This is a genomic window from Synechocystis sp. LEGE 06083 (assembly GCF_015207725.1).
Lineage (GTDB): Bacteria > Cyanobacteriota > Cyanobacteriia > Cyanobacteriales > Microcystaceae > Synechocystis > Synechocystis salina.
In genome coordinates this window covers 1-11687 of the sequence record NZ_JADEWJ010000101.1, presented here as the reverse complement: position 1 = coordinate 11687, position 11687 = coordinate 1, and the positions used below count along the sequence as shown (strand labels likewise).

The following is an 11687-nucleotide window of genomic DNA, read 5'->3' as shown; positions in this document are numbered from 1 at the left end:
CCTCTGAATCTATGTTTCTAACTGCTCTGCGGTCTTTTCTTGTCATCCTGGCCATAGCCGGTCTCTCCTTGGCGATCGCCATGCCCGCTTGGGCCTTGACTGAAGTACCCCTGACGGAAATTGACTACAAACCCTGTCCGGCAGACCTAGCGGAAGGCAATGTGGGCAGTGGTTCGAGCAATCCGGCCAACTGCTTTTTAGTAACCGGCATTGCCAATAATCGGACGGGGAAAACAGTGTATGATGCCGACGTTTTTGGCCGTATCTACGATGCCAACCACGAACCGGCCATGCAAAATCGCACCCGCTTGGGTAACATTGCCGAAATTCCCCCAGGAAAAAGCAACTTTGAGGTGCGTATCAACGTGCCCGCCCAACAACCCCTACCTTTGCAGTTAGAACAGTTCAAAGCCTCGGGTTTTTCCGCTAAAATCCGCGGCCAGGCACTGTAAACTTTGTTGACTGGCCTCCGGTCAGATCTCAGCGGAGTTTTGATTGAGACTGAGTTAACACTTTGTTACTTGTTATTGACAGTGTTGGCCAGGACAGTACCATAGACTGATAGATTTTTTCCACCTCCCACCCTTACTCCTTAATAATTTTGTTTTATCATCGCCAGCGGTTACCGCAACCCCCATGTTTAGCCGTCTCACTAGCTTATTTAGCCGTAAATCCTCCGGGGTAGGGCTAGAAATTACCCCCGAAAGGGTTAATGTTGCCCAACTTACTTCCCAGGGTCAGAATTATAAACTGAGGAAATTTGGCCACGCTTCCATTCCGGAGGGAATTTTTGAGGAGGGGAAGATCGTTGATTCTCCGGCCCTGGCGGAAATTATTCAGGAACTGCTGGGCGAGCATAGCATTAACACCAAGCAGGTGGCGACGGCGGTGCCCATGCGGGAGGCCATTATTCGTATGCTGCCGGTGCCGGCGGAGTTGGACGAAAATGAATTGCGCGACATGGTGCTGAACCACGAAGCGGCCCTGTATTTGCCCTATCCCAGGGAAGAAGTGGATTTGGATTACCAAAAACTAGGCTTGTTCGAGGATGAAGACGGCATTGAAAAGGTGCAGGTGTTGTTGGTTGCCACCCGTCGGGAGGTAACCGATTCCTATCTAGATACTTTTCAGCAGGCGGGGCTCCAGGTAGATGTGCTGGAAATTAATAGTTTTGCCCTGATTAGAACCATTCGGGAACAGTTGCGGCAGTTTGGTTCCCGGGAGGCGGCGGTGCTGGTGGATATTGAATTCGACAGCACGGAAATTGCCATCATTGTGGATGGAGTGCCCCAATTTTCCCGCACAGTTCCCATTGGCACCTACCAGATGCAGAATGCCCTTTCCCGGGCGATGAATTTGCCCCCTTCCCGCAACCCAGAAATTTTGCAGGGTATGACCATTCCCGTCACCCAGTTCGACACTATGAGCACCCAAGGCACAGCGGTTAATCCCGGTATGAACGCCCTAATGCGGGTCATGGGGGAACTAACTGATGAGCTGCGGCGGTCCATCAACTTCTACCTCAACCAGAGTGAGGAATTGGAACTGGTGCAGTTGCTCTTGGCCGGTCCCGGTGGTGGTCTGATCCAATTGGACGAGTATTTCACCCAACGCTTAAGTATTCCCACTGTCAAGGTAGACCCCTTTGAAGCCCTGGCGATCGATACTGATCAGAACTTTTCTGACGTAGAACGTCCCAGTCTGGCCACGGTTTTGGGATTGGGTATCCGGGAAGCCTAGCTCCTTAGACTTGTTCGCCTTGCCCATACTTGTTAGTTACTTCACTCCTCTTCTTTATTCGATGCCATACTCCACTGAAACCCTCCCATGTATAGCCTAGACGTCAACTTTCTCAAGGACCGCAACTCTGACGTTGTTCGGTCCACCCAAACCACCAGCATTACCCTAGCGGGGGACGATCTACAGAAACAAATGCCGCTTTACATTGGGGCAGGGGTGATGGTACTACTACCTGCTTTAGCTGGGTTGGGAGTGCTGCTGATAAATTGGCAAAAGGGTGTCGCCCAGACCAATATTCAACAGTTAGAAACAGAGTTGACCCAACTACAGGGGGAACAGCAGAAAATCCAGGAAGTGCAAGCAAAAACAGCGGCGGCCCACCAGGATGCGGACGGCTTAATCGCTGTGTTTAATCAAATTAAGCCTTGGTCGGCTTTGTTGCAGGAGATTACTAATCAGTTACCCCAGGAAGTACAGTTACAAAGTATCCAACAGGAAGGAAACGTGTTGACTCTGTCTGGGTTTGCCGGGAACTACGGCGCCCTAAATGATTTTCTCCTCACTTTACAGAGTTCAAAGTTTTTACAGGCTAATAAAACTCAGTTAATGACGGCCAATGCAGCAGCTTTACCCATTACCGGGGAAGGCACAACAGCCCAAACGGGCGGCACAGAGGAACCAGAAGCTGACCAGGGCACTTCTACGGTTTTGATTCCAGCGGGGGTGAGCTACACCATCCAAACGGAAATCACTAACACCCCAGACAAAGATCTGATAACAGCATTAATTAAAAATGGGGCGGCGGGTTTAGTGGCCCGGTTTAAGTTTTTAGAGCTCAAGGGGGTATTGGATCAGCCAGCAGATGTGCCGGATGTCCCCCCTCCCCCGATTGTGGAACCGACAGGGGATGCTCCTCCACCGGAGCCGTCAAACTAGCAACCTTAATTTATTACCAACAATTGCGACTGAATTTGTTTTTAGAGGGGTGTCATGACTAGCTACAGTGAAGAGTATTCGTCAACAACGACAATTATTGATGAGGAATTTGACGCCGGGGGCAATTATCCGACGGCATTTGGGATAACTTTTACTCCCCAGGTAAGTGGCATCAGCCTAGGGATTCTTGGCTTGCTGGCCATGGGCTATGTGTTGCTCAATTTTTTCATGCCAGCTTTGGGGGAGTATCAACAACTTAAGCAAGATGAACAGGCAAAGCAGGCCGAGGTTGATCAGCAATCCCCGGAAATTTTGATGCGTCGTTTGGCTAATGCGGAGGTGCAGTTACAGGAAGCGCAGCAGAGAAAAGCAACGGTACTAGAACTCTATGCCAATAGCGAGGATTTGAACACAATCCTCTATAACTTCAACACTTTGTTCGTCGATAGGGACATGAAGTTATTGAGTTTTTTGCCCCAGGGAGAGCCGGTGGTGATTGCTGATGATAGTCTGGGGGCCAACGTCAATAATCGGCTGAAGCGGCAAACCTATACCATTTCCATGGCCGGTGGCTTTAGCCAAACCTTGGCCTTAATCAGGGACATTGAACGGCTACAGCCGCTGATTTTAATGAAAAATTTGCGGACTAGTTTGGTCAACCCAGAATTTCCAGTCAATGTGGTCAGGGATGGGGACACCGTGCAAGTACAGACCGATGCGTCGGATACTCTGACTACAGATTTAACTTTGGAGGTGTTTATGCCATTAACCCCTGAGGAGATTGCGGCCCTGACTCCCCCACCGCCGCCACCTGGCCAGGAGGGACAACCCCCAGCGGAAGGAGAAACGCCTCCGGCTCCCTAGTGGGCAATTTTACTGATAAATTATCGCTAACGGTCTTACGGTTTTTGAATAATTATTCAATAATTGATTTTAATTGGTGTGTGAGGAGCAATTCTGTGAAAAATTTTCGGTTTTGGTTAACGACGGAAATGGTAGCCTGCTGTTTACTGACTATGGCCCCCGCCCAGGCGGAAACCCTGCCCCAGTCGGATACATTTGGCGCAAATCTAGAAACGGCGATCGCCAGTGACTCGAGTCGAGATTGGCTAAAGTTTGAAAAAAATTTGGAGCAGTCCCTCAAGCAAAAAGGAGATATTGATTCTTGGTCACCATCATTGGAGTTGACTCAGACCAAATCTCTTATCAAGCCAAGGCAAAAGTTAACGAATATTGAGTTGCTAGTGCAGGAGTTGGAAGCCCTATCCGATCCCTTAGCTTTAAACTTTCCAGAACCGAACCAGACCAGTGTTGCTCAAATGGCTCCCCCCAGCCGTCCTATGCCTCCTCCCCCAGCGGGCAGTGGACAAGTCATGTTTCCCAATCCGGAAATTATTATTCAACAACAGGGTGGTGCTCCCCAGGGAGGAGCGAGAGTAGGTAATCCCAGTATTTTGTCCCCCGCTGTGCCCGTGGCTCCTGTCCGTTCTAGGGCAGTGCCCCCACCGGTGGGAGATTTGGCTATTTCCAATATCAATGCGTCCTTCGACATGATTGATCTTGGGCAAAGGGGTCAGGTTAACGTACCGAGTTTAGTATTACGAGAAGCCCCAGCCCGGGAAGTTTTGGCGGTGTTGACTCGTTATGCCGGTATGAACCTGATTTTCACAGACAATCAGAACAATGAAGGTACCCCCACCCCTGGTACTCCTCCAGGTGGACAAGATGCTCCTCCCCAAGCTCAATCCACTATCACTCTGGATATTCAAAATGAAAGTGTTCAGGATGTCTTTAACTACGTTCTGATGGCGTCAGGGCTCAAAGCTAGTCGTCGGGGTAACACCATTTTTGCAGGGGCTAGTCTGTTGCCTTCAGCACGAAATATTATTACCCGCACCATCCGGTTGAACCAAGCCAGCGCTGAGTCTGTAGCCAGTACATTGGCTTCCCAAGGGGCTGAAGTGAATATTCTCTTCGAGGGCCAAGAAGATGTCCAACTCGCCGAGAACGCTCCGCCAAGGGTAATTAAGCAGCCTCCTACCCTAGTTCCCTTAACTGTTCAAAAACCAGCCAACGACTCTTCAGTTTTAATCCTGGAAGGGTTGGTAGTTAGTACTGATCCACGCTTGAACACTGTAACTTTGGTGGGCGAACCCCGTAATGTGGAATTGGCTAGCTCCATGATCACGCAAATGGATGCTCGCCGTCGCCAAGTGGCAGTGAACGTCAAAATTATTGACATTAACCTAAATAATATTCAAGACTTCAACAGTAGTTTTGCTTTTGGTATTGGCAACAGTTATTTTGTGCAGGATCGAGGCACGGCACTAATGCGATTTGGCGATGGAGCACCGCCACAAGTACCTGATTTAATTACTCCCATAGGTAGAGCCAGCAATCCTCCTGTACTGCCCAATCCGTTTGCAATCGATGACCCAAACATATTTTTCGATCCTAGCAACCCCATAAATTTCATCGTACCGAATCCACCATTTGGCAGTAACCTCCGTCCGTTATCAGAACCTGGCGGCCCCGAAAGATTCTTTGGTCCCCAGTTTTTTTATCCCGGTCTCCCCGCGAATGCAGCTAATCCATTCTTGCCAGGAATTACCGAGTTTGATGCTGAAGACGGGACAATTACCATAGATCTTCCTTCTTTTTATGAACCGCCCAGGAGTTTTCAGGCAGAGATCATATCCCAAATTCAAAGTGGTAACGCTAAGATTTTGACGGATCCGACCCTAATTGTTCAAGAAGGAGAATCAGCCCAGGTCAAACTAACGGAATCTGTCATTGCCAGTGTTAATACCGAAGTTGATACCCAAGGTAACACGGCGGTAAGGACTATCACTCCCGTACTAGAAGATGTGGGCTTGACATTAAATGTTATCATTGACCGGATTGATGATAGTGGTTTTATTACTTTACGGGTTAATCCTATTGTTGCTTCCCCTGCTGGGCAGGAAACTTTTGATAGTGGCGCCGGAGCTATTAACGAGATCACTCTGATCAATAAACGTGAACTCACTTCCGGTCAGGTACGACTCAGGGACGACCAAACATTTATTCTCTCAGGAATTATTTCAGAAATACAGAGAGCAACCACGAGTAAAGTGCCTATTTTAGGAGACCTGCCGGTAATTGGGGCTCTTTTCCGTTCTTCCTCCGATCAAACTGACCGATCTGAAGTAATTATATTGTTAACTCCTAAGATCATCCCCGATAGTACGGAGGCTCAGTTTGGCTTCCGTTACAATCCTGATGCGGCAACGGCGGAATTCCTCAGACAAAAAGGATTCCCTGTTCAGGCTCAGCCCTAATTACTATCGGGAAACTAAGATATTTACCAGCCGTTCCAGCAAATTAACTCGATAAAAGGGTTGACAGATCTGGGATAGCTGGTTTTCTTTGGCTTGATAATCTTTGAAAACAATCACGTTGCCGTAAACACTTTCGGAAGGAAAAAGCTTTTCTAGCTCGGTTACTTCTAGTTGATGAAGATCAAAAACTATTTCCTTGCAGTCCGGGGCGAAATCCAACAAAATTCCCTGGCCGTAACCGAGGGTTTTTAATAATTTCAGAATGTTTAATGTATTTTGGAAAAATTCTGGGGCCCAGCCTTTTTGATTTTGTCCACGATTTACTCCCCCGCCATACTCAAACATCACCACAGCGGGTATAAGCTTTTCGTCTAAGTTTTCTAACTGTTGAATAATTGTCCATTCCCAACCTTCAATGTCGAGTTTTAGACAAGTTATTTGCTCAATTTGTTGTTGATTTACTAAAGTTTGCAGGCTGATGGTTTTTACCTGGCGAGCCTGCCCAGAAGCACCGAACCATTGAGGGGAAAGGGAACTAAAATTGCTGTTGAAGATGCCCGCAAATTTACCAACATAAAGAGTTTGTTCTCCATTTTGATTAGACAAACAAACAGGTAAAAGAGTTAATTTGGGATGCTCCGCTAATTTTTTTAATGCTTTCACTGGTAAAGGCTCGATCGCCAAACTCTTAAAATTCAACTCAGCAAAAATTTGACAATAAAAGGCAAAGGTTCCTACCCCCACATCAATGCATACTCCCTGGCGCTGGGGATCAACTTCCGGTAAAAGTTGGGCTAATAGGGCTTGGCAACAGGGTTCAACACGCATAAGTGGGGTTTAAAAGCATTAATCGGGACGTAAAAAGAGGGCATTGAGATAGCGCACATGGCCATCCGCAGCGACCACTTGATCCAGATTGCCAGCATACCGTAGTCCGAGATTGTCTAACAGTGGGAAAATATCTCGAAATTGACATTGCCCCTCATAGAGACCATCCAGGGAAATTTCTAAGATACAAGCCTTAGCTTGGCCCAATATTTTTTCTCCGCCCCGAATTACTCGGTCTTCGTAACCTTGCACGTCGATTTTTATCAATAATTCCGGCAGTAATTTTCTTTCAAATTGTGCCATTTCCCCATCAAGGGTTGATTGGCGGACGATAATTTTTTCCTGCTCCCGCACCATGGGATACAAACTTTCGCAAAGCTCCGTAGTTGGCAAGAGGGACGAAGAAGCGGTAAAAAGCACATGGCTATTAATTTCCAATTGATCCACCCGATCGCCGAGGGCCAAATTGAAAGTATGAACCCGGTTTTGCTGGCGATCGCCCCATTGTCGGAGTTGTTGATAGGGCAGGGGCAGAGGCTCAAAAGCAAAAATTTGAGCTTGGGGAAAGTAACGGCGCATTTTTGCAGCAAATTGTCCCTTATTGGCCCCAATGTCGATAATGGTTTGGATATCTAACTGTGTGATTCCCAGCAGGCGACTGTCCCAACTGGGGGTCAGTAAATTGCCCACAAAATTAAAAAAATTATCACTACAACGACGAAAAAAGGGGCTACTCAGTAGCGTATTGGCTCTGGGGTTATTATTTGGCATTACCCTGGGAAAGTTGAAATAAAAGACAAAATAGATGGTTTGGACATTACTGCATAGTCGGCTCCATCAATGCTTGCAACAGCGATTTCCCCAATTAAAAGCAAGTCGCATCCTCGTAGCAGTATCGGGGGGACAAGACTCCCTCTGTTTACTGCATCTCCTTAACGATTTAACCAAACAATGGCAGTGGCATTTGGCCGTAGCCCACTGTGACCACCGTTGGCCCACTGATGAAGGTATTGCGGATCACGTACAGCGCCTCGCCCAAGGTTATGAATTACCCTATTTCCAACGGGATGCCCAAAATCTACCCCAGACTGAGGCAGCGGCCCGCCATTGGCGTTACCAGGCCCTCACGGCGATCGCCATTGAAGAACATTTTCCAGTGGTGGTGACGGGCCACACCCAGAGTGATCGGGCAGAAACGTTGCTATTCAATTTAGTGCGGGGCAGTGGCAGTGACGGTTTGCAGGCGATGAATTGGGTGAGGAATTTGGCTGAATCCAACTCAGAAAAAATTCCGATCAAGTTGATTCGTCCCCTATTGGAAATTAGCCGTCAGGAAACGGGGGATTTTTGCCGGCAAGAAAAATTATCGGTGTGGGAAGATGTGCTCAATGAAAAATTAACCTATCGCCGTAATCGCATCCGGGGAGAACTTATTCCCTACCTCCAGAAACACTTTAATCCCCAAGTGGAACGAAACTTAGCCCAAACGGTGGAATTGTTAACGGCAGAAGTAGCCTATTTGGAGCAAATTAGTGAAGAAATTTATCAAACCCTCATCCAATCGGATCCAAAAAGCCTAGATCGCCGTCGGCTCAGTCAACAACCGTTAGCTTTGCAACGACGCATTATTCGCCAGTTTTTACAAAACTGCCAATCTAAGACTGCCAATTTTGCCCAGATCGAACAGGTGGTGAATTTAATTAATGCCCCCAACCGTTCCCAAACTTCCTCTCTACCAAAGCAGGGAATAGTGAGGGTGGAAGGGAATTTTTTAAGGTATTTAACTGTTGACTAATCCCCCTTAGCCCCCCTTAAAAAGGGCATTAATTCCCCAAGGTTTCCCTTTCAAAAGCCCATGGCCTTAGCAACCACATCTAAATCTGGCTTCAGTCCAGCCTTAACCTCATTGCCACTGTTATTGACCGCACAATCTGGATCTTTTAAACCATTACCCGTCAGCACACAAACCACCGTGGCGCCAGCGGGGACTTGATCCTTACGTTTCAACAAACCAGCTACGGAAGCGGCACTGGCGGGCTCACAGAAAACCCCTTCCTCGGCAGCTAGGATGCGATAGGCTTCTAAAATTTCCCCATCGGTGACGGGGTGAAATTCCCCATTGCTGGCTTTGGAAGCGGCCCAGGCTTTGTCCCAGTTGGCAGGATTACCAATGCGAATGGCGGTGGCTAGGGTTTCGGGATGGCTAATGGGTTGGCCTTGAATAAAAGGAGCAGAACCAGCGGCTTGAAAACCCATCATCCTTGGTAGGCGATCGCCTTTGCCCAGCTCCTTGTATTGACAGAAACCCATCCAATAGGCAGTGATGTTACCGGCATTGCCCACGGGGATACAGAGCCAATCGGGGGCCTGCCCCAGTACATCCACAATTTCAAAAGCGGCGGTTTTTTGACCCTCCAAGCGGTAGGGATTGACGGAATTCACCAGGGTGACGGGGTAATGTTCCGACAACTGCCGCACCGTAGTCAACGCATCATCAAAGTTGCCGTCAATGGCAATTACTTCCGCCCCGTAAATTAAAGCCTGACCTAGTTTTCCTAGGGCAACATAGCCATCGGGAATGATCACAAAAGCTCGCAAGCCTGCCCGCCTGGCATAGGCCGCCGCCGCCGCTGAAGTGTTACCCGTGCTAGCACAAATTACCGCCTTGGCCCCTACTTCCTTGGCCTTGGAAATGGCCATGGTCATGCCCCGGTCTTTGAAACTGCCAGTGGGGTTCAGACCGTCGTACTTGACAAATACCCGCACATCTTTGCCAATACGCTTGGCGATCGCCGGGGCGGGAATGAGGGGAGTATTACCCTCCAACAGAGTCACCACCGGAGTTTGGTCCGACACCGGCAAATAGGGACGATAGGTTTCAATCAATCCACGCCAACGACAGGCCGAACTCTGGGGACAGACGGGGGTAGCACTGGGCAACACTGTCGAATTTGGGGCGGATGGAGGCATAGTGAAAGAATGACAAAAAATCATGGCGGGCCATGGCCCAAGGTTCCATTCTACAAAACAGCGGGCACCGAAATGTCGATCACCTCAGAATTGGATTATTGCCCAAACGATTAATAAACATAGGTTAAACATATAGTTCAGGCCTTGGTCTGTCCTGGTTGGAGTCCTATAATCAGGAAAATTGGCAAAATGCCCCCAGGCGATCGCCCACAAGTCCGGTAAGCTTGACCCAGGTATAACCCTTTGTGGCGCAACACCGCTGGACCCCCCCTGACCACCATTAGCCGTGAGGAGACCATTGGCCCTGTGTTTGTTTTAACCGGTTACGAATATTTTCTTGGCTTTCTCTTTATTTGCTCCCTGGTGCCAGTGCTGGCCCTGACTGCATCTAAACTCCTCCGCCCCAGGAGTGGTGGCCCGGAACGGCAAACCACCTACGAATCCGGTATGGAGCCCATTGGGGGAGCCTGGATTCAATTCAATATCCGCTACTACATGTTCGCCCTGGTGTTTGTGGTCTTCGATGTGGAGACGGTGTTTCTTTATCCCTGGGCCGTTGCCTTTAATCAGTTGGGCCTGTTAGCCTTTGTAGAAGCATTGATCTTCATTGCCATTTTGGTGGTTGCCCTGGTCTACGCTTGGCGCAAAGGGGCTCTGGAGTGGTCCTAGAAGTATTAGTAGTTGCCACCAATCCATTGTCCTTGCCTTGCCTGACCTTTCTATTGTCTTCTCCCATTTCCTATGAGTCCCAACCCTGCTAACCCCACTGACCTGGAACGGGTCGCCACAGCCAAAATTCTCAACCCCGCCAGCCGTAGTCAGGTCACCCAAGACCTTTCAGAAAATGTCATCTTGACCACGGTGGATGATCTGTACAATTGGGCCAAACTTTCTAGTCTCTGGCCCCTGTTATATGGCACCGCCTGTTGCTTCATTGAATTTGCCGCCCTGATCGGCTCCCGCTTCGATTTTGACCGCTTTGGTTTGGTGCCCCGTTCTAGCCCCCGGCAAGCGGACTTGATTATCACCGCCGGAACCATCACCATGAAAATGGCCCCCGCCTTGGTGCGTCTCTATGAAGAAATGCCAGAACCGAAATATGTCATTGCCATGGGGGCCTGCACCATTACCGGTGGTATGTTCAGCAGTGATTCCACCACAGCAGTAAGGGGGGTGGATAAGTTAATCCCGGTGGATGTGTATATTCCCGGTTGCCCTCCCCGCCCAGAAGCCATTTTTGATGCCATTATTAAACTGCGTAAAAAGTTGGCCAACGAATCTATCCAAGAACGGGCCATTACCCAACAAACCCATCGCTACTACAGCACTTCCCACCAAATGAAAGTGGTAGCACCGATTTTGGATGGCAAGTATTTACAACAGGGTACCCGTTCCGCTCCCCCTCGGGAGTTGCAGGAGGCCATGGGAATGCCTGTGCCTCCCGCTTTGACCACCTCTCAACAAAAGGAGCAATTAGACCGTGGCTGAGGAAGTAAATCCCCCCAATGAAGCTGTTGATCCCCAAGAGGAGACGGCGATCGCCCCTGTGGGCCCTGTATCCACCTGGCTGACCACCAATGGCTTTGAGCACCAGAGCTTAACGGCGGATCACCTGGGGGTAGAGATGGTGCAAGTGGAAGCGGATTTGCTTCTGCCTCTCTGTACGGCTCTGTATGCCTATGGGTTTAACTATTTACAATGCCAGGGAGCCTACGACGAAGGGCCCGGTAAATCCTTGGTGAGTTTTTACCATCTGGTGAAGTTGGCCGAGGATACCCGTAACCCGGAAGAGGTGCGTCTGAAGGTATTTTTACCGAGGGAAAATCCCATGGTGCCTTCGGTGTACTGGATTTGGAAAGCGGCGGACTGGCAAGAGCGGGAATGCTACGACAT

At 49.0% G+C, this 11687-nt stretch carries 12 protein-coding genes; 9 read left to right on the top strand and 3 right to left on the bottom strand.

Annotated elements, in window-relative coordinates; translation table 11 throughout:
- Window positions 1-11: 11 nt before the first annotated feature.
- From IQ219_RS09535 to IQ219_RS09515, 5 genes are all read left to right on the top strand, one after another.
- The gene (locus IQ219_RS09535; protein WP_194019506.1) at window positions 12-452 is read left to right on the top strand and encodes a hypothetical protein; all 441 of its coding nucleotides are present in this window, start codon (window positions 12-14) and stop codon (window positions 450-452) included.
- Between the two features lie 184 nt (window positions 453-636).
- Complete coding sequence (pilM, locus tag IQ219_RS09530; protein ID WP_190596361.1) at window positions 637-1740, top strand: type IV pilus biogenesis protein PilM; 1104 nt, start codon at window positions 637-639, stop codon at window positions 1738-1740.
- Window positions 1741-1827: 87 nt separating this feature from the next.
- Entirely contained in the window at window positions 1828-2676 is an 849-nt protein-coding gene (locus IQ219_RS09525) for a PilN domain-containing protein (protein WP_194072438.1), read from the top strand.
- A gap of 54 nt (window positions 2677-2730) precedes the next feature.
- Window positions 2731-3540, top strand: coding sequence for a pilus assembly protein (locus IQ219_RS09520; protein ID WP_190596364.1), 810 nt, complete (start codon window positions 2731-2733; stop codon window positions 3538-3540).
- 95 nt (window positions 3541-3635) lie between these two features.
- Window positions 3636-5996 (top strand): secretin N-terminal domain-containing protein, encoded by a 2361-nt coding sequence (locus IQ219_RS09515; protein WP_368667595.1) that lies wholly within the window; start codon window positions 3636-3638, stop codon window positions 5994-5996.
- A 3-nt stretch (window positions 5997-5999) separates the two neighbouring features.
- Here IQ219_RS09515 and IQ219_RS09510 read toward each other — a convergent pair whose 3' ends face one another.
- Together IQ219_RS09510 and IQ219_RS09505 are read right to left on the bottom strand one after the other, a co-directional pair.
- On the bottom strand, window positions 6000-6824 hold the full coding sequence (locus IQ219_RS09510) for an FkbM family methyltransferase (protein ID WP_194019509.1): 825 nt from the start codon (window positions 6822-6824) through the stop codon (window positions 6000-6002).
- An 18-nt stretch (window positions 6825-6842) separates the two neighbouring features.
- A complete protein-coding gene (locus IQ219_RS09505) occupies window positions 6843-7595 on the bottom strand; it encodes an FkbM family methyltransferase (RefSeq protein ID WP_194072436.1) in 753 nt (250 codons plus the stop codon).
- Between the two features lie 34 nt (window positions 7596-7629).
- Here IQ219_RS09505 and tilS point away from each other — a divergent pair, with 34 nt between their 5' ends.
- Window positions 7630-8619 (top strand): tRNA lysidine(34) synthetase TilS, encoded by a 990-nt coding sequence (tilS, locus tag IQ219_RS09500; RefSeq protein WP_194072435.1) that lies wholly within the window; start codon window positions 7630-7632, stop codon window positions 8617-8619.
- A 50-nt stretch (window positions 8620-8669) separates the two neighbouring features.
- On the opposite strand, the gene thrC is transcribed toward tilS, so the two are convergent.
- Window positions 8670-9818 (bottom strand): threonine synthase, encoded by a 1149-nt coding sequence (thrC, locus tag IQ219_RS09495; protein ID WP_194072434.1) that lies wholly within the window; start codon window positions 9816-9818, stop codon window positions 8670-8672.
- 282 nt (window positions 9819-10100) lie between these two features.
- On the opposite strand from thrC, the gene ndhC reads away from it, so the two are divergent.
- The 3 genes from ndhC to IQ219_RS09480 form a co-directional block, all read left to right on the top strand.
- On the top strand, window positions 10101-10463 hold the full coding sequence (gene ndhC / locus IQ219_RS09490; RefSeq protein ID WP_190596439.1) for a photosynthetic/respiratory NAD(P)H-quinone oxidoreductase subunit C: 363 nt from the start codon (window positions 10101-10103) through the stop codon (window positions 10461-10463).
- A 72-nt stretch (window positions 10464-10535) separates the two neighbouring features.
- Window positions 10536-11282, top strand: coding sequence for a photosynthetic/respiratory NAD(P)H-quinone oxidoreductase subunit K (gene ndhK / locus IQ219_RS09485; protein ID WP_194019513.1), 747 nt, complete (start codon window positions 10536-10538; stop codon window positions 11280-11282).
- The coding region (locus tag IQ219_RS09480) for an NAD(P)H-quinone oxidoreductase subunit J (RefSeq protein ID WP_194072433.1) at window positions 11275-11687 on the top strand (413 nt) is incomplete at its 3' end. The genes ndhK and IQ219_RS09480, both read left to right, overlap by 8 nt.

Excerpts from the sequence above, each read along its gene's own strand:
- ndhK (WP_194019513.1), top strand. The coding sequence starts at position 10,536 with ATGAGTCCCAACCCTGCTAACCCCACTGACCTGGAACGGGTCGCCACA.
- IQ219_RS09535 (WP_194019506.1), top strand. The coding sequence starts at position 12 with ATGTTTCTAACTGCTCTGCGGTCTTTTCTTGTCATCCTGGCCATAGCC.
- IQ219_RS09505 (WP_194072436.1), bottom strand. The coding sequence starts at position 7,595 with ATGCCAAATAATAACCCCAGAGCCAATACGCTACTGAGTAGCCCCTTT.
- thrC (WP_194072434.1), bottom strand. The coding sequence starts at position 9,818 with ATGATTTTTTGTCATTCTTTCACTATGCCTCCATCCGCCCCAAATTCG.
- IQ219_RS09525 (WP_194072438.1), top strand. The coding sequence starts at position 1,828 with ATGTATAGCCTAGACGTCAACTTTCTCAAGGACCGCAACTCTGACGTT.
- IQ219_RS09510 (WP_194019509.1), bottom strand. The coding sequence starts at position 6,824 with ATGCGTGTTGAACCCTGTTGCCAAGCCCTATTAGCCCAACTTTTACCG.
- pilM (WP_190596361.1), top strand. The coding sequence starts at position 637 with ATGTTTAGCCGTCTCACTAGCTTATTTAGCCGTAAATCCTCCGGGGTA.
- IQ219_RS09520 (WP_190596364.1), top strand. The coding sequence starts at position 2,731 with ATGACTAGCTACAGTGAAGAGTATTCGTCAACAACGACAATTATTGAT.
- tilS (WP_194072435.1), top strand. The coding sequence starts at position 7,630 with ATGGTTTGGACATTACTGCATAGTCGGCTCCATCAATGCTTGCAACAG.